This is a genomic window from Luteimonas sp. MJ250 (genome assembly GCF_039548455.1).
In the GTDB taxonomy this organism is placed as follows: Bacteria; Pseudomonadota; Gammaproteobacteria; order Xanthomonadales; family Xanthomonadaceae; genus Luteimonas.
The window spans coordinates 11,945-32,506 of sequence record NZ_JBCLVB010000015.1 but is presented as its reverse complement, the minus strand read 5'-3'; the positions used below and the strand labels follow the sequence as shown (position 1 = coordinate 32,506).

General features: G+C 70.5%; 19 protein-coding genes. 10 read left to right on the top strand and 9 right to left on the bottom strand.

Going from position 1 to position 20,562, the window contains the following annotated elements; genetic code table 11:
* The gene (gene cyoE, locus WCE37_RS12750) at positions 1-921 is read left to right on the top strand and encodes a heme o synthase (RefSeq protein WP_343279696.1); all 921 of its coding nucleotides are present in this window, start codon (positions 1-3) and stop codon (positions 919-921) included.
* 20 nt (positions 922-941) lie between these two features.
* On the opposite strand, the gene WCE37_RS12745 is transcribed toward cyoE, so the two are convergent.
* From WCE37_RS12745 to rpsU, 6 genes are all read right to left on the bottom strand, one after another.
* Positions 942-1,343, bottom strand: a complete 402-nt coding sequence (locus WCE37_RS12745) for a hypothetical protein (protein WP_343279695.1) — start codon at positions 1,341-1,343, stop codon at positions 942-944.
* Positions 1,344-1,359: 16 nt separating this feature from the next.
* Positions 1,360-2,607 (bottom strand): DNA/RNA non-specific endonuclease, encoded by a 1,248-nt coding sequence (locus WCE37_RS12740; RefSeq protein ID WP_343279694.1) that lies wholly within the window; start codon positions 2,605-2,607, stop codon positions 1,360-1,362.
* A gap of 109 nt (positions 2,608-2,716) precedes the next feature.
* Positions 2,717-4,447: a DNA primase gene (gene dnaG / locus WCE37_RS12735; RefSeq protein ID WP_343279693.1), complete on the bottom strand. Its 1,731-nt coding sequence runs from the start codon at positions 4,445-4,447 to the stop codon at positions 2,717-2,719.
* Positions 4,448-4,493: 46 nt separating this feature from the next.
* Positions 4,494-5,429, bottom strand: a complete 936-nt coding sequence (locus WCE37_RS12730; RefSeq protein ID WP_343277028.1) for a YihY/virulence factor BrkB family protein — start codon at positions 5,427-5,429, stop codon at positions 4,494-4,496.
* Positions 5,430-5,602: 173 nt separating this feature from the next.
* Positions 5,603-6,049, bottom strand: a complete 447-nt coding sequence (locus WCE37_RS12725; protein ID WP_343279692.1) for a GatB/YqeY domain-containing protein — start codon at positions 6,047-6,049, stop codon at positions 5,603-5,605.
* Between the two features lie 104 nt (positions 6,050-6,153).
* Positions 6,154-6,369 carry a 30S ribosomal protein S21 gene (gene rpsU / locus WCE37_RS12720; protein WP_343254595.1) on the bottom strand — a complete coding sequence of 72 codons (216 nt, stop codon included), beginning with the start codon at positions 6,367-6,369 and terminating at the stop codon, positions 6,154-6,156.
* A gap of 226 nt (positions 6,370-6,595) precedes the next feature.
* Between rpsU and tsaD the strand changes: the two genes are divergently transcribed.
* The 5 genes from tsaD to WCE37_RS12695 all read left to right on the top strand — a co-directional run bounded on the left by tsaD (position 6,596) and on the right by WCE37_RS12695 (position 10,956).
* The gene (gene tsaD / locus WCE37_RS12715; RefSeq protein ID WP_343279691.1) at positions 6,596-7,681 is read left to right on the top strand and encodes a tRNA (adenosine(37)-N6)-threonylcarbamoyltransferase complex transferase subunit TsaD; all 1,086 of its coding nucleotides are present in this window, start codon (positions 6,596-6,598) and stop codon (positions 7,679-7,681) included.
* A 27-nt stretch (positions 7,682-7,708) separates the two neighbouring features.
* Positions 7,709-8,065: a dihydroneopterin aldolase gene (folB, locus tag WCE37_RS12710; RefSeq protein ID WP_343254593.1), complete on the top strand. Its 357-nt coding sequence runs from the start codon at positions 7,709-7,711 to the stop codon at positions 8,063-8,065.
* A 21-nt stretch (positions 8,066-8,086) separates the two neighbouring features.
* Positions 8,087-9,361: a mechanosensitive ion channel domain-containing protein gene (locus tag WCE37_RS12705; protein WP_343279690.1), complete on the top strand. Its 1,275-nt coding sequence runs from the start codon at positions 8,087-8,089 to the stop codon at positions 9,359-9,361.
* Between the two features lie 114 nt (positions 9,362-9,475).
* A complete protein-coding gene (folK, locus tag WCE37_RS12700) occupies positions 9,476-9,982 on the top strand; it encodes a 2-amino-4-hydroxy-6-hydroxymethyldihydropteridine diphosphokinase (protein ID WP_343279689.1) in 507 nt (168 codons plus the stop codon).
* A gap of 140 nt (positions 9,983-10,122) precedes the next feature.
* On the top strand, positions 10,123-10,956 hold the full coding sequence (locus WCE37_RS12695) for a DUF6159 family protein (protein WP_343279688.1): 834 nt from the start codon (positions 10,123-10,125) through the stop codon (positions 10,954-10,956).
* 81 nt (positions 10,957-11,037) lie between these two features.
* Here WCE37_RS12695 and WCE37_RS12690 read toward each other — a convergent pair whose 3' ends face one another.
* Positions 11,038-11,790: a pteridine reductase gene (locus tag WCE37_RS12690; protein WP_343279687.1), complete on the bottom strand. Its 753-nt coding sequence runs from the start codon at positions 11,788-11,790 to the stop codon at positions 11,038-11,040.
* A 69-nt stretch (positions 11,791-11,859) separates the two neighbouring features.
* Between WCE37_RS12690 and WCE37_RS12685 the strand changes: the two genes are divergently transcribed.
* A complete protein-coding gene (locus WCE37_RS12685; RefSeq protein WP_343279686.1) occupies positions 11,860-13,044 on the top strand; it encodes an SAM-dependent methyltransferase in 1,185 nt (394 codons plus the stop codon).
* On the top strand, positions 13,041-13,463 hold the full coding sequence (locus WCE37_RS12680; RefSeq protein ID WP_343254587.1) for a VanZ family protein: 423 nt from the start codon (positions 13,041-13,043) through the stop codon (positions 13,461-13,463). Before WCE37_RS12685 ends, WCE37_RS12680 begins: the two co-directional genes overlap by 4 nt.
* Here WCE37_RS12680 and WCE37_RS12675 read toward each other — a convergent pair.
* On the bottom strand, positions 13,423-14,697 hold the full coding sequence (locus WCE37_RS12675) for a multifunctional CCA addition/repair protein (protein ID WP_343279685.1): 1,275 nt from the start codon (positions 14,695-14,697) through the stop codon (positions 13,423-13,425). The genes WCE37_RS12680 and WCE37_RS12675 overlap by 41 nt on opposite strands.
* A 5-nt stretch (positions 14,698-14,702) precedes the next feature.
* On the bottom strand, positions 14,703-16,700 hold the full coding sequence (locus WCE37_RS12670) for a transglycosylase SLT domain-containing protein (protein ID WP_343279684.1): 1,998 nt from the start codon (positions 16,698-16,700) through the stop codon (positions 14,703-14,705).
* A 48-nt stretch (positions 16,701-16,748) separates the two neighbouring features.
* Here WCE37_RS12670 and WCE37_RS12665 point away from each other — a divergent pair, with 48 nt between their 5' ends.
* Both WCE37_RS12665 and WCE37_RS12660 read left to right on the top strand, forming a co-directional pair.
* On the top strand, positions 16,749-17,546 hold the full coding sequence (locus WCE37_RS12665; RefSeq protein ID WP_343279683.1) for a sulfite exporter TauE/SafE family protein: 798 nt from the start codon (positions 16,749-16,751) through the stop codon (positions 17,544-17,546).
* Positions 17,547-17,655: 109 nt separating this feature from the next.
* The gene (locus WCE37_RS12660) at positions 17,656-20,523 is read left to right on the top strand and encodes a TonB-dependent receptor (protein WP_343279682.1); all 2,868 of its coding nucleotides are present in this window, start codon (positions 17,656-17,658) and stop codon (positions 20,521-20,523) included.
* Positions 20,524-20,562: the final 39 nt, after the last annotated feature.

The following is a 20,562-nucleotide window of genomic DNA, read 5'->3' as shown; positions in this document are numbered from 1 at the left end:
ATGGCCGCGAAGTTCGGCCAGTACTGGCAATTGACCAAGCCCCGCGTGGTGGCGTTGATCGTGTTCACCGCGTTCGTGGGCATGTTCATGGCGGTGCCCGGGCTGCCGCCGCTGCGCGAATCGGTGGCCGGTTTCATCGGCATCTGGCTGGCCGCCGCATCGGCCGCGGCCATCAATCACCTCATCGACCAGCGCATCGACAAGGTCATGGTGCGCACCTCCAACCGCCCGCTGGCCACGGGCAGCCTGGCGCCGGTGCAGGTGCTGGCGTTCGCGGTGTTCCTGGGAGCGCTGTCGATGACCCTCCTGGTGGCCCTGGTGAACGTGATCACCGCGGTCCTGACGTTCGCCTCGCTGATCGGCTATGCGATCGTCTACACCGGCTTCCTGAAGCGCGCCACGCCGCAGAACATCGTCATCGGCGGCATCGCCGGCGCGGCGCCGCCGCTGCTGGGCTGGTCGGCGGTGACGGGCATGCAGAACGAGTGGGACTGGGCGCACGCGCTGCTGCTGGTGCTGATCATCTTCGTGTGGACGCCGCCGCACTTCTGGGCGCTGGCGATCTTCCGCCGCGATGACTACGCGCGCGCGCTGGTGCCGATGCTGCCGGTCACGCACGGCGTGCAGTACACGCGCTGGCAGATCCTGCTGTACACGGTGTTGCTGGTGGCGGTGACGGTGCTGCCCTGGGTGGCCGGCATGAGCGGCCTGTTCTACCTTGGCGGGGCGCTGGTCCTGGGCCTGGTCTTCCTGTGGTACGCGTGGCGGCTGATGGATCCGCCGGACGAGTTCTTCGCCATGCGGGTGTTCAACTATTCAGTGGTCTACCTGATGGCGCTGTTCGCCTTCCTGCTCATCGACCACTGGCTGCTGCCTTACCTGCAGCCGGGGCCGCTGCTGGAGCTGCATCGGGTGGGGTGAAAAAGGCTCTCTGAATCCTGCTAGGCGGAGGGCCGCGCGCGCGCCGCGACTTCGGTCAGCGTGGTCGGCGAGATGTCCCACTGTTCCGGCGTGTCGTAGTCGAACTCGACGGCCATGCGCCCGCTGTCGCGCCAGAGGCGGACGATGCACGCCCCCCAGGGTTCCCTTCCGGGCAGGCGGGTGGCTTCGCGCAGGTCGTCGAAGGCCGGGCCCAGCGTGTCGTCGTCTGGCGTGGCGGCGGCGTGACCGCCGTCGGCGGCATAGCGGAAGCCGGTCATTCGGCGGGCGAGGGTGCCGTCGCCGTAGCGGACGATCAGCGCATAGCCCTGCCATCCGCCATCGGACACGGCAGGATCCGCCACCAGCAGCTTGCCGATGCGGGCGATCAGTTCATTCCGGTCCAGCGCGGGGCCTGCGTGCATGCGGGGCAGTCTGCCGTCAGGCGGCGGCCCTGTCGATCATGTCGGGCATGCGCCTGGAGGCGATGGCGTCGAAGGACTGGCCATCGCTGTTGCCGAAGGCGAGCAGCGAGGGGTCGTAGACGACGCTGCCGGTGACCGGGTCGATCACTTCGTAGTCGACGTGCACTTCGTCGGGGCGGGCCGCGTCATTGCGCACCAGGTCGATGTCGATCCGCACGTCCATGCCCGCGCCCAGCCAGTCGCTCCACTCCTGCTCCATCCTGGCGTAGGCGCCCTGGTTGAAGTTGCTGAACTGCGGGAACATGTTGACCTCGCCATGTCCCTGCGCGAAGCGGTAGGCCACGAGATGGCCGACGTCGTCGCCGCTGCCCTTCATATCGTTGTCGGCGCGAAACCCGCTTTGCGCATTGCCCTCGATGCGGTCGGAGTCGCGGCCGCGGCTCGACGGCTCCCAGGTCAGCACCGCCTCGGCGCCGGTGGGGCGGCCTTCGGCGTCGAGCGTCCAGGTGATCTCGTTGACTTCGCCGGAGCCGGCTTCGGCCACGGTGCCGCGCACTGCGCCGGGCTCCACGTCCTCGCTCACGGCCACGGTTCCGTCGGGCACCTGGCCGGTCAGCAGCATGCGCGTGTACTGCCCAAGGTCGGCGCCGGCCGGGTCGGACAGCATGCTGGTGTGGCGGGTGAAGTCCTCGCGCTCCAGTGCGGGCGAGCCCGGGCCGCCGTCGCGCGGGGCGTCGAACAGGCGTTCGGAGCCGGTCATCACCCGCAGGCCCTTCTTTTCGGTCATTTCAAGCGACAGGCGCAGGTCGTCGATGGAGGCCAGGTCGTTGGCCGCGGCGAGTTCGCGAAAGGCCGGTTCCAGCGCGGTGCCCGCGTAGTCGGCGCCGTGCACCTCGATGCGGGTGCGCAGCGGAATGGTCGCGGGATCGAAGGGATTGACCGATGCCATCGCCGCCGGCGTGGCCTCCTCGTTGCGCAGGGTGACTTCGAAGCGCACCGGCACATCGGTGGCCGCGCCGTCGGGGCCGTGCACGGTCATTTGGCCGCTGGCCTCGTAGTGGGTATTCCACTGGTCGGACCGTTCGTTGCCGGTGACCACGCTGCGCGGGTCGAGCTCGAAGGCGACCTCTTCGGGCCGTGCGTCCAGCAGCGCCGGATCCAGCGCCGGCTTGCCGGCATCGGGGCGCAGCAGATTGCCGGGCCCGTCGCCCCAGGGCTGCGGTGGGGGCAGGGAAGCGAGCAGGCTGTGGGTTGCGAACGACATGCGTCAGACACCGGTCGGCGGAAACGTCGCGATGAACGATACGGGGCCGTACCCATGGCCACCATTGGGGGAAACCCCTGTCTTCCGCATGACACATCAGATCCGGGAATCAGACGCTCCGTGCCTGCAGCAGCTCGCGCAGTTCGGCCTTGTCGGCCGCGTCCAGGCCCTCCTCGCGCTGCTTGGCGAGCAGTTCGTCAACGCGCTGGCTCAGGGTCTGGCGGTCGAGCTGGGCGATGGCGTCGATGAACTCAAGGCGCCAGCCAGCCTCGTCGCCGGGAAGGTCGAGGCTGGCCAGCTTCTGCAGGGCGCCGGCTTCCTCACGGCCCTCGAAGTGGCCGAGCAGGGCGCCGGTGCCGATGTCCGGGCGCGCGCTGACGATGGCCACCAGTTCGGTCAGGAGTTCGATGCCTGGCTGGCGCAGGGCGACGAAGCGGTAGGGCGGCTGCAGCTCCAGCGCCAGCTGCGGGCGCTGCAGCAGCAGGGTGATCGCGCCGCGCACCATGCTGCGGCGTGGCGTATTGCCAGCGGGTGCCCGGCGCGCGCGCGCGGCCGGGACGTGCACGTTCGGCGCCGCGGCGCGGGCGCCCACGCCGGTGAGTTCGGTCAGCCGCTGCTGCATCAGATCGGCGAAGGCGCCGTCGGGCAGCTGCGCCAGCATCGGCTTGGCGCGCTCGGCCAGGCGCGCCTTGCCATCGAGCGTCGCCAGGTTGATGCCGTCCCCGGCCAGGCTGTCGAACAGGAACTGCGACAGCGGCGTGGCATCGGCCAGGCGCGCGTCGAAGCCGGGCGCGCCCTCGTTGCGGACGATGGTGTCGGGATCCTCGCCGTCGGGCAGGAACAGGAAGAAGGCCTGGCGGCCGTCCTTCATCCGCGGCAGCACCGACTCCATTGCGCGCGTCGCCGCGCGGCGGCCGGCGGCGTCGCCGTCGAAGCAGAAGTAGACGTCGGGCGCGTTGCGGAACAGCAGCTCGGCATGGTCGGGCGTGGTCGCGGTGCCGAGCGTGGCCACCGCCTGGGTGATGCCGTGCTGGAACAGCGCCACCACGTCCATATAGCCTTCAACCACGATCAGGCGCTCGATCTTCTGGTTGGCCTGGCGCACCTGCCACAGGCCGTAAAGTTCGCGGCCCTTGTGGAACAGCGGCGTCTCGGGCGAGTTGAGGTACTTGGGCGAATCCTCGGCCTTCAGCACGCGCCCACCGAATGCGATCGCGCGCCCGCGGCGGTCGTGGATCGGGAACATCACCCGGTCGCGGAACTTGTCGTAGACGTGGCCGCGGTCGTTCTTCGACAGCATCCCGGTGCGCTCGAGCAGCGACGTGCGGCGCGCGTCGCTGCCGAGCGCATCCTTGAGCGCGGAAAACCCGCCGGGCGCGTAGCCGATGCCGAACTGCTCGCGGATCGAGGCGTCCACGCCGCGTGCGTCGAGGTAATCCTGGGCTTCGTTCCCGGACATCAGGGCGCCGCGATAGAAGCGGGCCGCTTCATCGAGCACCGTGTACATGTCGCGGGTGTCCGGGTTTTCATTGTGCTGCCGCGTCTCGCGCGGCACTTCTATGCCGGCGCGCTTGGCGAGTTCGTCGATCGCATCAAGGAACTCGAGCCGGTCGAAGTTCATCAGGAACGAGATCGCGGTGCCGTGCGCGCCGCAGCCGAAGCAGTGGTAGAACTGCTTGTTCGGCGACACCGTAAACGATGGCGAGCGCTCGTCATGGAACGGACAGCGCGCCGAATACTCGCGGCCCTGGCGCTTCAGCGGCACGCGCGCGGCGATCACCTCGACGATGTCCGTCCGGGCGAGAAGGTCGTCGATGAAAGCGTCTGAGAGGCGTGCCATGGCTCCCGCCATGATCGCATGCGTACCCGGGCTCCTGCGGGAGCGGCTACGGCCGTGACCGGGCTTGCAGTGGTTCCCGGGCGAGCGATCCGCGCCGCCGCGTCGCGCGCTCGTCCAGCCGCCTGCGGACGTCCGACAGCCGCCAGCGCTCATCGATCACCGCGGTGATCATCGCGCCCACGAAAAACACCACCGCCGCGTAGTACAGCCACACCAGAAGCACTACCAGCGTGCCCATCGAGCCGTAGGCGCTTCCGGGTGCGGCCTGCGCGATGTACAGGCCGATGGCCCAGCGGCCGAGCACAAACAGCAGCGCCGTCAGCAGGCCGCCCCAGAGCGCCTGCCGCCAGCGCACGCGGCGGTCGGGGAGGTAGTGGTACATGAGCGCGAACGCCAGTGCATACAGCGCCAGCGCCGCCAGGTTGCCCAGGACCGGCAGGGTCGGCGAACCGCCGAACATGACCTCCAGCGCAGTGGTCAGGGCCGCCGAGACCAGCAGCAGGAAGCCCAGCGCCAGCACCACGCCGAAGGAGAACACGCGCTTGCGCAGCCAGGCCCGCAATCCGCCGCGGACCTTGTCGCCGGAGGTGTGGAACACCAGGTTCAACGTGCCCTGCAGGCGCGCGAACACGGCGGTGGCGCCGAAGAACAGCAGCCCGGTGCTCCACAACCCGGCCAGGGAGCCGACGTCCGGCTCGGCGCGTGCGTTCTGCAGCACCGTATTGGCGACTTCGCCCGCGCCCGTCCCGGCGATCACCTGCACCTGCTCCAGCAGCGCGTCCTGGGCGGCCGGGTACAGCGAGGCCGTCAGCCACAGCAGCAGCACCAGCAGCGGTGCCAGCGACAGCAGTGCGAAGAAGGTCAGCGAGGCGGCGTGGGTCAGGATGTCGACTTCGACGAAACGCTGCGCGATCGCATACGGCAGCGACTGCTGCAGGCGTTCGAAACCCGCCTTCAGGCGCCCGGTGATGAATTCAGCCATGGCGCGCAGGATGCGGCCGGTGCTGTGCACGTGCCGTGGCGGTGCGTTCGAATGTTTCGGTGGGAGCGGCTATAGCCGCGATCCGGTATCGCGCAAGCCCGTTCGCGGCTGTAGCCGCTCCCACAGGTGCCCCGCAAGGGGCCCGGCAAGAGGTCCGCAAGGACCCTGGTGGATCAGCCGGCGAGGGACTTCTTGACCAGCGCCGAGACCTGGCCCATGTCGGCCTGGCCGGCAAGCTTCGGCTTCAGCACGCCCATCAGCTTGCCCATGTCGGCCGGGCCGCTGGCGCCGGTCTCGGCGATGGCGGCGTCGATGGCGGCCTGGACTTCGGCTTCGCCCATCTTCTCGGGCAGGTAGCGCTGGATGACCTCGATCTCGGCGCGCTCGATGGCGGCGAGGTCCTCGCGCTCCGCGGCCTCGAACTGGCTGACCGAGTCCTTGCGCTGCTTGACCATCTTTTCCATGGCGGCCAGCACCTGGGCGTCGTCGAGCTCGACGCGTTCGTCGACCTCGCGCTGCTTGATCGCGGCGTTGACCAGGCGGATCACGCCCAGGCTGGCCTTGTCGCCGCTTTTCATGGCGGCCTTCATGTCTTCGGTGAGGCGCTGCTTGAGGCTCATCGTTGGTTCTCCGTTTGCATCAACACAAGAAGCCGGCGACGCTTGCGCGTGCCGGCTTCAGGGATGGATCACGACCGCGGCGCAGGACGCGCCGGCAGGCCGGATCAGTACATGCGCTGGCGCTTGGTGACGTCGCGCGAGGTGCGGCGGACCTGGCGCTTCACCGCGGCCGCGGCCTTGCGCTTGCGCTCCTGCGTCGGCTTTTCGTAGTACTCGCGCTTGCGGGTCTCGGCCAGCACGCCGGCCTTTTCGCAGGTGCGCTTGAAGCGGCGGAGGGCAAACTCGAAGGGCTCGTTTTCGCGGACTTTGACGCTGGGCATTGGGAATCTCTGGGTTCGGGGTGCGCCGGTTTCCCCCCGGCGAGCCGCGTATGATAGCCCCGTCTCCCACGCGGCGCAAATGTGCCGGTCCGGGCCGCAGCCAGGGCTGCTCCTGCGGGGCCGGCGGATGTTGTAGGAGCCGCTATGGCGGCGACCGCCCCCCGTCGAACCCCACCCGCGCCATTCGCTCCCCGACCCACCCCACAGACCCACCCGCCCGAACCCCATGATCGTCCTCGGAATCGAAACCAGCTGCGATGAAACCGGCGTCGCCGTGTACGACACCGCGCGGACGGGTGCCGACGGGCTGCGTGCCCACGCGGTCTACAGCCAGATCGCCCTGCACGCCGAGTACGGCGGCGTGGTGCCCGAGCTGGCCAGCCGCGACCACGTCCGCAAGCTGCTGCCCCTGGTCCGCCAGACCCTGGCCGAAGCCGGGCTGGGCGTGGGCGACCTAGAGGGCGTGGCCTACACCGCCGGTCCGGGCCTGGTCGGCGCCCTGCTGGTCGGCGCCGGGGTGGCGCGCTCGCTGGCCTGGGCGCTGGAGCTGCCGGCCGTGGCGGTGCACCACATGGAAGGCCACCTGCTGGCCCCGCTGATGGAGGCCGATCCGCCCGAGCCGCCCTTCGTGGCCCTGCTGGTCTCCGGCGGCCACACCCAGCTGGTGGCGGTGGAGGCCATCGGCCGCTACCGCCTGCTCGGCGAGACGCTGGACGACGCCGCCGGCGAGGCCTTCGACAAGACCGCCAAGCTCATGGGCCTGCCGTATCCGGGTGGGCCGCAGCTGGCGGCGCTGGCCGAAACCGGCACGCCCGGCCGGTATGCGTTCCCGCGGCCGATGACCAATCGCCCGGGCCTGGATTTCAGCTTCAGCGGCCTGAAGACCCAGGTGATGCTGGCCTGGCGCGCGAGCGACCAGTCCGACGCCACCCGTGCCGACATCGCCCGCGCCTTCGAGGATGCAGTGGTCGACACCCTGGCCATCAAGTGCGAGCGCGCGCTGGACGCGGCCGGTTGCGACACCCTGGTGGTGGCCGGTGGCGTCGGCGCCAACCGGCGCCTGCGCGCGCGCCTGCAAGCGATGGCCGCGAAGCGCGGCGGCCGCGCCTGCTTCCCGCGGCCCGAACTTTGCACCGACAACGGCGCGATGATCGCCTTCGCCGGCGCGCTGCGCCTGGAAGCCGGGCAGCGCGCGACCGACGCGGTGCACGTCACGCCGCGCTGGGACATGGCCACGCTGCCCGAGGTCACTTCGGTGCCGGCGACGCTGTTCGCTCCCGGCGCAACCGGGGCCAGCGCGCCACCGCGTTAAGCTGGCCCGCCGCCCGGACCGCGCGCCATGGACCACGTCTTCATCGAAGGCCTCGAGATCGAGGCCCTGATCGGCATCTACGACTGGGAGCGGCGCATTCGCCAGACGCTGGTGTTCGATCTCGAGATGCGCTTCGACAACCGCGTGCCCGCGGCCACCGACGACATCGCCGACACCCTGAACTACAAGGCGGTCAGCCAGCGCCTGGTCGAGTACGTCTCGCAGTCGGATTTCGGTCTGGTGGAGACGCTGGCCGAGCGCTGCGCGGAGATCGTGTTGCAGGAGTTCAACGTCGATTCGCTACGATTGAAGCTCGGCAAGCCCGGCGCCGTGCGCGGTGCGCGCGCGGTCGGCGTGGTCATCGAGCGCCGCCGGGCCGGCTGATCCGCCCACTCTGGAGATTCCATGCAATTTCGACTTGAAGCCCTGCGCGAGACGCTGGCGCCGTATCCCTGGGCCTATTCCCTGCTGGTCCTGACGGCGCTGCTGCTGGTGGCGTGGCTGGCCAACCTGGTGACGAAGCGGATCCTGCTGCGCGGCCTGCGCCAGGTGCTCATGCGCGTCGCGGCACTCGCCGGGCACGCCGGAAACGGCTCGATCAGCCGCATGCGCGTGGTCTCGCGCCTGGCCAACGTGGTGCCGGCGCTGGTGATCGGCAGCGGCATCGCGCTGGTGCCGGACCTGTCGCCGGGGCTCGTGGCTTTCATCACCGGCCTGTGCCGGGTGTTCGTGATCTTTACCGTGGCGCTGGCCTTCGGCCACGCGCTCGACGTCGCCAACGAGGTCTACGAGCGCCGCCCCGACGCGCGCAACAAGCCGATCAAGGGCTACCTGCAGGTCGCGAAGATCATCGCCTTGGTGATGGCGGCGCTGGCCTCGGTCGCGCTGCTGGCCGGCGTGGACCTGGTGCACGTGCTGACCGGCCTGGGCGCGGCGAGCGCGGTGCTGATGCTGATCTTCCAGGACACCATCCTGTCGTTCGCGGCCAGCCTGCAGATCAGCGGCGACGGCCGGGTGCGCATCGGCGACTGGATCGAGATGCCCAGCCAGAACGCCGACGGCGACGTGATCGACATCGCCCTGCACACGGTCACCGTGCAGAACTGGGACAAGACCATCACCACGGTGCCCACGCGCAAGCTGATCTCGGACTCGTTCAAGAACTGGCGCGGCATGACCGAAGCTGGCGGCCGCCGCATCAAGCGCGCGATCTACCTGGACCAGCACAGCACGCGCTTCCTCGACGCCGACGAGATCGCCGGGCTGCGGCGCTTCCGCCTGCTCGACGACTATCTTGGTGGCAAGTCGAGCGAGCTGGAGGCGTGGAACCAGACCCTGGGCGAGCGCGGCAGCGAGGCGGTCAACCGGCGTCGCGTGACCAACCTCGGCACCTTCCGCGCCTATGTGCTGCAGTACCTGCGCAGCCACCCGGGCATCCACCAGGACCTGACCCTGCTGGTGCGCCAGCTCGATCCCACCCAGGCCGGCCTGCCGCTGGAGGTCTACTGCTTCACCAACGACACCGCCTGGGCGGCCTACGAGGGCGTGCAGGGCGACATCTTCGACCACCTGCTGGCGATCCTTCCCGAGTTCGGGCTGCGCGTGTTCCAGGCGCACAGCGATGCACCGGTGGAGGTGCGCCTGCGCCGCGAGGACGGGCCGGTCGCCGCCGCCGACTGAGCGACGCAACCGACCCGATCGCAAAGCCGTGTCGCGTGCGCCGCCGGGTGTGCCCGGCGCTCGCGCGCGGGCCGCCCGGTGCGCGATCATGAGCGCCCCCACGGAGTGCGGCCCATGCCCATCGCCTGCCTCAGCCTCGGCAGCAACGTCGATCCCGAACGCCATATCGCGATCGCGTTCGCGGCGCTGCGCGCGCGCTTCGGCGACATCCTCGCGTCGGCCGCCTACCGCACGCCGGCGGTGGGCTTCGAGGGGGCGGACTTCGTCAACGCCGCCGCCGTCATCGACAGCGACCTCGACGTGCATGCCTTGAACCACTGGCTGCACGCGCTTGAGGACGCCCATGGCCGCGACCGCAGCGGCCCGCGCTTCGGCGACCGCACCCTGGACATCGATATCGTGCTGTTCGACGACCTGGTCTGCAGCGGCCCCGGCAACCTGCGCCTGCCGCGCGGGGAGCTGCGCCACGCCTTCGTGCTGCGGCCGCTGGCCGAGATCGCGCCCGAGGTGGTCGAGCCGACCAGCGGGCGCACGTTGGCCGAGCTGTGGGCGGCATCGACCGAGCGCAACGTGGCCATGCATGAAGTCACGCTGCCGGTGCAGAGCGATGCTCCCGCGTGATCGTTGCTGACAACCGGTACTGACACGGCACCTGTCCGGTCGGTCACACTCCGCGCGCTGGCGTCGTCATGGGGGCATGCGTTGGACGAAGCGGCCAATCGGCGGTTTCGGGGCGCAGCACGCAGACGGAGGGAGAGGCCATGTTCGAGAAGTTCTCGCGCAGCTGGGAGATGGTGAAGGCAAGCGCGGCGGTGCTGCGCTCGGATCGCGAGCTGATGCTGTTCCCGGTGCTGTCCGGGCTGGCCACGCTGCTGGTGCTGGCGAGCTTCGCGCTGCCCACGCTTGCCCTGCGCCTGTTCAGCAGCGGCCTCAGCGTTGGCGGCGTGCTGCTTGGCTTCGCCTTCTACTTCTGCACCTACAGCGTGATGATTTTCTTCAACTGCGCGCTGGTGGGCGCGGCGATGATCCGCCTGGACGGCGGCGATCCCACCCTGGCCGACGGCTTCGCCGCCGCGCGCTCGCGCCTGGGCGCGATCTTCGGCTATGCAGCGATCGCGGCGACCGTCGGCGTGCTGCTGCAGTCGATGAAGGCGAAGGACAACAATTTCATTGTGCGCCTGGTCGGCAGCGGCTTGGGGCTTGCCTGGACGCTGGCCACTTTCCTGGCGGTGCCGGTGCTGGTCAGCCGCGATGTCGGCCCGATCGATGCGCTGAAGCAGAGCGTCACCCTGCTCAGGCGCACCTGGGGTGAGAACGCGGTCGGCCAGGTCGGCATCGGCGCGGCTTTCGGCTTGCTTAGCGGCGGCGCGGTGCTGGTTTCGGTGCTGCTGGTGGTGCTGGCCGCGCAGGCGTCGATGGCGCTGGCGGTGGTGGTTGGCGCGGTGTGCATGGTGGGCGTGCTGCTGCTGGGCGTGTACCAGGCCGCGCTGACCGGGATCTATTCAGCGGTGCTGTACCGCTATGCGATGTCGCATGAGGTGCCGGAAGCGTTCCGCGGCACCGGCATCGCCACGTCGTTCGCGCCCAAGCGCTGAAGCGAATGTCGCCGGAGCCTGCGCTTGCAGGCTCCGGCCCGACCGGCGCGCATGTCCACGCGTGTCATCGTGTTTGTCCTGCTACGGACCGCGTCCACCGTCCACTGCAAGCACGCTGCCTGTCGTATAGCCGGCGTCGCGCAGCAGCCACAGCACCGCGCCGGCGATCTCTTCCGGGGTGCCGGTGCGGCCCAGCGGGGTCATCGCCAGCAGCCGCTCCTGCAGCTCGGGATCGATGCCCTCGTCCGGCCACAGGATCGCGCCCGGCGCCACCGCATTCACCCGCACTTCCGGTGCCATCGCGACGGCCAGCGCGCGGGTCGCCGCCTCCAGCGCGCCCTTGCTGGCGACGTAGGCGGCGAGATCGGCGCGCGGCGCGCGCGCATAGACGTCCGAGATATTGACGATTGCGCCGCCCGCCGCGCGCAGGTGCGGCGCCGCCGCCTGGGCGAGGAAGAAGGGCGCGCGGGCGTTGACCGCCATCGTCGCGTCCCAGTGAGCGGGATGGATGTCGCCGAAGGTGGCGGTGGCGAACGCCGAGGCGTTGTTGACCAGGGCATCCAGCCGGCCGAAGCGGCCCACGCTGCGCGCCACCAGCTCCGGCAGCCGGTCGAACTCGGCAAGCTCCGCCTGCAGCGCCAGCACGCTGCCGGCGCGCGCGGACTCAAGCTCCGCCGCCAGCGCCAAGGCCTCGTCGGCTGAGTGGCGGTAGTGCAGCACCAGGTCGTAGCCCTCGGCGTGCAGGCGGCGCGCGATGGTCGCCCCCAGGCGGCGCGCGGCACCGGTGACAAGCGCAACGGGATGGCCTCCCGGCATGACTGGCTGCGTACTCATGACCGACACCATAACGTTCGGCGCCGCCGGGTTCCGTATCCTGTCGCGCGTTACGCAACGGAATCCCCCATGTCCCTTCCCCCGCTTGATCCCGACGCGCAGACGCACAGCGAACGCCTGCGCGGCCTCATCCACGCCGTGATCGCCGATGCCGGCGGCGCGATCCCGTTCTCCCGCTTCATGGAGCTGGCGCTGTATGCGCCGGGCCTGGGCTATTACAGCGCCGGCAGCACCAAGTTCGGGCGCGCCGGCGATTTCGTCACCGCGCCCGAGCTCGGCAGCCTGTTCGCCGAATGCGTGGTCGAAGCGCTCGCGCCGCCGCTGCGCCAGCTGGGCGCGGACAGCAGCTTCCTCGAGATTGGCGGCGGCAGCGGCGCCTTCGCCGAAGCCGCGCTCAGGCACCTGGCGACGCTTGATGCGCTGCCGGCGCGCTACGCCATCCTCGAACCCAGCGCCGACCTGCGCGAGCGCCAGCGCGAGCGGCTGCGCTCGCGGCTGCCCGAGGCGCTGAACGCGCGGGTGGAATGGCTCGACCGGCCCTTCGACCAGCCCTGGCAGGGCGTGCTGTTCGCCAACGAGGTGATCGACGCGCTGCCCACCCCGCGCTTCGTGATCCGCGGCGGCGAGGTGATGGAGGAGGGGGTGTCGGTGGCCGCCGACGGCGGCTTCGCCATCGTCGAAGTGCCCGCCGATGCGCTGATGGGCGCGGCCGTGCGCCACGTCGAGCGCCAGCGCGACGAGGGCGCCTTTCCCGAAGGCTACCGCTCCGAGCTGCTGCCGCAGCTGCCGTACTGGATCCAGGCGGTGATGGGCCCGATGCAGGCCGGCGCGATGCTGTTCATCGACTATGGCTATCCGCGCCGCGAGTACTACGCGGCCACCCGCGATCGCGGCACCCTGCGCGCGTTCCATCGCCATCACGTGGTCGACGATGTATTCGCGCGCGTGGGCCTGCAGGACATCACCGCATCGGTGGACTTCACCGCGCTGGCCGAGGCCGGTACCGGCGCCGGCTTCGACTTCGCCGGCTACTGCAGCCAGGCCATGTTCCTGATCGGCAACGGCCTGGAGGAGCGGCTGGCGGCACAGGAAGAAGCCGCAGCGACCGAGACCGCGCGCTACGCACTGCGCCGCCAGGTGCAGCAGCTCACCCTGCCCACGGCGATGGGCGAGCGCTTCCAGGTCATGGGCTTCGAGCGCGGCGTGCCGTTCGAGGCCGCGTTCCTGGCCGGCGACCTGAGCTTCCGTTTGTGAACCGACCGCGCGTGGGGCGCTCGCTCAAGGCGCTCCGCCATCCATGGGCATGGTGCGCGCTGTGGTGCCTGGCGATCGCCGCGGTGGTGGTGTTTTCGCTGATGCCCGCGCCCGACCTGCCGGACGCGCCGGGCAGCGACAAGCTGCATCACTTCATCGCCTACTTCGCGCTGGCCGCGAGCGCGGTGCAGCTGTTTGCGCGCTGGCCAGCCCTGCTTGGCGCGGGCCTGGGCCTGGTGCTGCTGGGCATCGGCCTGGAGCACGGGCAGGGTGCGCTGACCGGAACCCGCATGCCCGACCGCTGGGACGCACTGGCAAACACCCTGGGCGTGATCGCCGGCCTGGCCACGCGGCTGACGCCGATGCGCGACCTGTTGCTCAGGCTGGAGGCGCGCCTGCTGTCCCGCGCCCGGGGCTGACGTCGCCCTTGCGCAGCGTGCGCGCGGCCGCGATCGCCGCGATGCGCGCCTCGCGCAGCGCGACACCGAAGGCGGGGCCTTCCAGTTCCCGGTCGACGATGTCGGCGCCGGTCACCGCGGCGGCGGCGTCGCGCAGGCGCACCAGTTCCCCCGCCTGCGGATAGGGCAGGCCGGCGAGGCCCGCGCGGCCGCGCTTGTCGGCCTCGCAGGCCGTCGCCAGGCGGCGGATGCGGTCCGGCTTGCGAAAGCCGTCGCAGCGCGCGAGCAGGTCGTGCACGGTCTGGTCGCGAAGCTCGGCCAGGCGGTGCACGTTGAGGTGCTCGCGGCAGGTGATCACGCCGAGGTCGCGGTGCGCCGCCGGTACCCGCAGCCGCTCGCACAGCGCGCGCACGGGGGCCACGCCGCGCTGCTCGTGCTGGATGTGCCTGGGCAGTTCGTCGGCCGGCGTCAGCGCCTTGCCGAGGTCGTGCACCAGCGCCGCGAAGCCGACCTCGTCATCGCCCGGCGCCAGCTGCGCGGCCATGTCGCACACCAGCTCGATGTGCACGCCGGTGTCGATCTCGGGGTGGTACTCCGCGCGCTGCGGCACGCCGTAGAGCGCATCGACTTCGGGCAAGACCACGGCCAGTGCGCCGCAGTCGCGCAGGGTGCGCAGGAAGGCCGATGGCTTGGGCGACCGCAGCGCGCGCACCAGCTCCTGCCAGACGCGCTCGGGTACCAGCTCGGCGAGCTCGCCGCCGGCGACCATGTCGCGCATCAGCGCCTGGGTCTCGTCGGCCACGCTGAATCCCAGCGCCGCGAAGCGCGCCATGAACCGCGCCGCGCGCAGCACGCGCAGCGGGTCCTCGGCGAAGGCGGGGCTGACGTGGCGCAGCACGCGGATCTCGAGGTCGTGCGCACCGTTGTACGGATCGGTCAGGCGACCGTCGCCGCCCTCGGCGATGGCGTTGATGGTGAAGTCGCGGCGCCCGAGGTCGTCCTCCAGCGTCACCGATGGATGCGCATCCACCACGAAGCCGCGGTGCCCACGCGCCGACTTGCGCTCGGTGCGCGCCAGCGCGTGCTCGTCGCCGGTGTCGGGGTGCAGGAATACGGGGAAGTCGCGCCCTACGGGCTTGAAGCCGGCCTCCAGCATCGCCTCCGGCGTACTCCCGACCACCACGAAATCCCTGTCGCCCGCCGGAAGTCCCAGCAGCCGGTCCCGCACCGCCCCGCCAACGAGAAACGTCTCCATGCCGGCTACTCCCCCGATGACACAGCAGGGGCGGCTTTAGCGGCGCCCGCAACAGCCGCGGGGCACGCGAACGCTTTGCGCACTGCGCCGCTGCGGCCGTGCATGCGGTCGCTTACCGGCACCGCGTTGCCGTCCAGGCGCCAGTCGTAGATCACGCTGAAGGCGAGCACCCGCGCCACGTAGTCGCGGGTTTCCTTGTAGGTGATGGTCTCGATCCAGAAGTCGGCGTCCATGCCCGGGCGGTCGGCCTGCCAGCGTGCGGTCGGCGTGGGGCCGGCGTTGTAGGCGGCGATGGCGACGTAGGGCAGCGTGTATTTGTCCTTCATCTCGCGCAGGTAGGCGGTGCCGATGCGGACGTTGGTGGCCGGATCGAACAGCGACTCCGCGCCCGACCACGGCATGCCCAGCCGGCGCGCGACGCCGGCGCCGGTCTCGGGCAGCACCTGCATCAGCCCGCGGGCATTGGCCGGTGAGCGCGCACGCGGATTGAACACGCTCTCGGCGCGGATCTCGGCCGCGACCCAGGCCGGATCGAGCTGGTTGCGCGCGCTCTCGCCGCGGATCAGCAGGTCGTGGTGCAGCGGGAAGCGCAGCGTGTACAGCCGCAGCTCGTCCGGCTTGCGCTCGCCGCCGGCGTTGACCAGGCCGAACACGCCGCGGTCGAACCAGCCGTTGGCCTGGGCGATCTCCACCGCCATCTGCCGCTGCCGGTCGCTGAAGCGCGACAGCGCATCGCGCCACTCCCGCGTCGCCCAGGCCGCGCGGTTGATGCGGAACAGCGCCATCGAACGCTGCATCGCCGGGTCGGCGGCGACGGCCGCCTTTTCGGCCGCAGTGCCACCGTGTTCGAGCGGGCACAGCGCGTACGGCTGGTCGATGCGGTCGGCGGCAAGGAAGCCATGGAAGTCGGCATCGCGCGCCGCCGCGGCATACAGCGGCCGTGCGCCGGCACGGTCGCCGGTGAGCTCGTGCAGGCGCGCGGCGAAGTAGGTCCAGCGCGAATCGACGCGCTGCGCGTCGCCCATGCGCTTGATCGCCGCAAGCGCCGCCGGCCAGTCGGAGCGTGACATCGCTTCGCGCACCCGCCATTCGTGCAGGCGCGCGTCATAGGCGGCTTCAGGCACCGCCGCCAGGCGCCGTGCGCCGCCGTCGTGGTAGGACGCCACCGTCCACAGCGCGACCTGGTAAAGCACGCGGTTGCGGTCGGCGTCGCTGAACTGCAGCGCCTGCGCCACCTGTGGCAGCAATGCCTCGGCGGCGTCGGGATTGGAGCGTGCCAGCGTGGCCAGGCCGTGCGAGGCCGCCAGGCGGCTGCGCGCGTTCTTCGGCCAAGCCGCCGCGCTTGCATCGGCTCGGCCAAGATAGGCCGCGTAGGCCTCCGCCTGCTGGCGCGCGTCGGCAGGGAGGCCGCGCGCGGCGGCGCGCACCACACCGAGCTGACCCTCGGCGATCGCAGTCTCGATGCGCGCCCAGCGCAGGCCGTCGTCCAAGCCGCCGCGTTCGGCCAGGGCATCGAATACCGGGTCGCAGGCATCGGGCTGCGAACGCCCGGCATCGCGCCACAGCTGCTGCACTTCGGTCGTCCATGCGGCATCGGCTGCACCGGTGCGCAGCCGCGCTTCAAGTTCGCTGCACGCAAGCGCCGCCGAACCGGTCCCGGCCACCCAGGCCGCGCGGAACGGACCCCAGGCCTTGCGCCGCGCCAGCTCGCCCAGCCACGCCGTGCGGAAGGTGTCGGCCACGGCCTGGCCACGATGGCGATCCAGGAAGTCGAGCGCCTGCGCGGGCTTCAGGCTGGTGAGGTCGCGGCGCAGCCGCGCGTAGCCGATCCAGCCCTGCAGCGGATGGTCCGCGCGCAGGGGCGGCAGCGGCTGGCCGATCTCGGCGGCGGTGAGCGCGCGCCGTGCAAGATCGTCGTCGGGCAGCGCCTGCGCCTGCACTGCGACCGGAGCCGACAGCGCAAACGCCGCGGACAGTAGGATGGCGAGCTTTCCTTGCGGCATGCGGGGACTATATCGAATGGGCCGGGCGCCCATGCTGAAGGAGTCGGTGTGATCGAAGGGTTCTGGATGTTCCCGCTGCTCGGCATCCTGGCCGGCGTGCTGGCCGGCCTGCTCGGCATCGGCGGCGGCCTGGTGCTGGTGGCGGCGCTAGCCTGGTTGCTGCCGCTGCAGGGCGTGCCGGTGGACATGGCGATGCACGCCGCGCTTGCGACCTCGATGGCCAGCATCGTGTTCACCGCCCTGTCCTCGGCGTGGTCGCACCACCGGCGCGGCAGCGTGCTGTGGCCGACCGTGGCCTGGATGATGCCGGGACTGGCGATCGGCGGCGTGCTCGGCAGCCAGGTCGCCGTGGGCCTGGACGGCATCGTGCTGCGCTGGATCGTGGCCGGGTACTGCCTGCTTGCCGGCGCGCAGATGGCGTTCGGCGGCGCGCGCGCCGACAGCGGCCGCGACGTGGTCCCCACCGGCCTGCCGATGACCGCGGCCGGCACCGGCATCGGCGCCCTGTCGGCGGTGGTCGGCATCGGTGGCGGCAGCATGACCGTGCCCCTGCTGGTGTGGCGCGGCGTGCGCCCGGTGCGCGCGGTCGGCACCTCATCGGCCTGCGGCGTGGCGATCGCGATCGGCAGCGCCCTCGGCTACGCCTTCAACGCCCCGCCGGGCGGCCTGCCCGCCGGTGCGGTCGGCTACATCTATCTGCCGGCCGCGATCGGCGTCGCGGTGACCTCGGTGCTGGCCGCGCCCTGGGGCACGCGGCTGGCGCACGCGATCAGCGGTCCGACGCTGCGCCGGGTGTTCGCCGTGTTCCTGGTGGCGGTGGGGCTGAGCCTGGTGCTGCAGGGCTGAGCACCCTGGGGTAAACCCGGGGGCTTGCCGGCGTTTTACATTCTGTTTACAAGTGGGCTGCCGACGGCACGGGGGCAACGGGACGGCGTACAGCCACCAGGAGAGCTCCATGGCCATGCCCCCGCGTCGCCTTCTCGCAGTCGCCGTCTGCGCTGCGCTGCCCTTTTCGTTCCCCCTCGCCGCTGTTGCGCAGGACGCGCCCGACGCCATCACGCTTGATTCGGTCACCGTCACCGGCTCGCGCATCAAGCAGTCCGCGCTGGAAACCCACGTTCCGGTGCAGGTGCTCAGCCGCGAGGACATCGACCGCAGCGGCTTCAAGTCGGTCGCCGACGTCGTCCAGAACCTGACCGCCAGCGGCGCGGCGCTCAACACCAAATTCAACTCCAGCGGCAACTTCGGCTTCCCGCCCGATGGCGGCGGCGTTGGCGCGGGCGCGGCCACGGTCGACCTGCGCCACCTCGGCCCCAAGCGCGTGCTGGTGCTGGTGGACGGCATCCGCTGGGTCAATGAATCCTCCGGCTCCGGCGTGGGCTCGGCGGTCGACCTCAATACCATCCCGCTGTCGCTGGTGGACCGCATCGAGGTGCTGGAAGACGGCGCCTCGTCGATCTACGGCTCCGACGCCATCGCCGGCGTGGTCAACATCATCACCCGCCGCAACGTGCAGGGCGGCGACATCGAGCTGCACTACGGCACCTATGACGACCTTGGTGGCGACACCTGGGGCGCCGACATGGGCTACGGCGGCGGCAACGACCGCGTGCAGTGGTTCGCCGGCGCGTCGTACTTCAAGCAGGAAGAGGTGTCATCGCTGGAGTACGGCCCGGCCAGCGTCCCGGTGCCCGGCACCGGGCTGTCCAACGGCAGCTCGGCCACGCCGCAGGGACGCTTCGTGTTCATGGATCCGAACACCGGACTCGTGCATGACCTGACGCCCGACACCGGCGTCAGCGATCCAGGCTTCACGCCCGGCCAGGACTGCGACCGCAGCGACGACTATCACTGCTTCGCCACCGCCGACCGCTTCAATTTCGCGCCCTACAACCTGCTGCTGACCCCGTCGGAGCGGAAGACCGTGTTCGGGCAGGTGCGCTTCGCCTTCAACGACAACCTCGGCGGCTACGTGCGCGCGCTGTACAACGAGCGCCAATCGGCGAACCAGGCCGCGCCGGAGCCGTTCTTCCTCGGCACCGATGCCGGCATCTACAACCACTGGGGCGAAAGCAGCCTGGTGATCTCGGCGCTCAACCCCTACAACCCCTTCGGCTTCGACCTCACGACCGTGGGCGACGACGCCAACCTGTTCCTTCTGGGCCGCCGCCCGGTGGAAGGCGGGCCGCGGCGCTACGAGCAGGACGTGGAGACCTGGTACGTGGCCGCCGGCCTGGACGGCAGCTTCAGCGTGCGCGAGCGTCCCTGGGATTGGGACATCAACGTCGTGCGCAGCGAGAGCAGCGCCAAGCAGACCAACTTCGGCAGCTACAACCTGCGCCGCATCAACGAAGCCTTGGGCGATCCCACGGCCTGTGCCGGGATTGCCGGCTGCGTGCCGCTGGACGTGTTCGGCGGCGTGGGCACGATCACGCCGGAGATGCTCGGCTTCATCCAACCGGTCGTGCGCGACGAGAGCGAGAACAGCCTCACCCTGGCCTCCGCCAACCTCACCGGGTCGCTGGCCGAGCTCCCGGCCGGGCCGCTGGGCTTCGCCGCCGGCTACGAATACCGCAAGTACGAAGGCCGCTACCAGCCCGACCCGATCACCGTGGCTGGCGAATACAACGGCGTGCCGTCCGGCCCGACCGCAGGCGACTACAACGTCAACGAGGTCTACCTTGAACTGGCCGTGCCGCTGATGGCCAATGCCGAACGCGGCAGCGCGCTCGACATGAGCATCGCCGGCCGCTACTCCGACTACTCCACCTTCGGCGGCGAAAGCACCGGCAAGCTGGGGCTGCGCTGGCAGCTGGCGGAGGAGTTCGTGCTCCGCGGCTCGTTCGCGCAGGGCTTCCGCGCACCGTCGATCGGCGAGCTGTACGGCACGCTGTCGCGCTTCGACGCCACCCTGGTCGATCCCTGCTCCGGCGCGGCCAACGCCGTGCGTCCGGAGTGCGTGGCCCAGGGCGTGCCGGCCGATTACGTGCAGACCAACTCGCAGATCTCGGTGGTGACCTCGGGCAACGCCGACCTGCAGCCGGAGACCAGCCGCAGCCTGAACCTGGGCGCTGTCTGGAGCCCCTCGTTCGCGGCCGGCGCCTCCTGGTCGGAGCGCATGGACCTGGGCCTCACCTTCTACAAGCACACCATCGAGGACGCCATCCAGGCGCCGGACGCGCAGGTCATCCTCAACCGCTGCGTGTTCGATGCCGATCCGTTCTCGTGCGCGTCCTACGACCGCAGCGAGCGCGGCCAGATCGTCCGCTTCGACGACATCCTCGACAACCTCGGCACCATCCGCACCGACGGCTGGGACCTGAGCCTGGGCTGGCTGCTGCCCGAGCGGGGATGGGGCCAGCTGCGCTTCGATGCCAAGGCGACGTTCGTCGGCGAGTACGAGCTGGTGAACGAGTCCGGGCAGGCCGAGCCGCGCGCGCCCGGTATCGAAGTGAACAACAGCGCCATCCCCGAGTGGACCGGCAACGTGTCCACGCAGTGGAGCAGGGGGCCCTGGGCGATCGCCTGGAACGTGCGCCACATCGATGACCTGCGCGAGTCCTGCGGCGGCGCCAACGGCTTCGCCATCTGCGACGACAGCGCCAACGACATCAACCACCTGGACGCGACCACCTATCACGACCTGCAGGCGTCCTGGAACAGCGACGCCTGGATGCGCGGCCTGCGCGTGACCCTGGGCGTGAACAACCTGACCGGCGAGGACCCGCCGATCTGCCTGAGCTGCTCGCTCAACGGCTATGACGCGGCGACCTATGACCTTCCGGGGCGGTTCTTCTACGCGCGCCTGGGACTCAGGTTCTGAGCCAGGATGGCGGGCGTGGCCCGACATGGGGCCACGCCC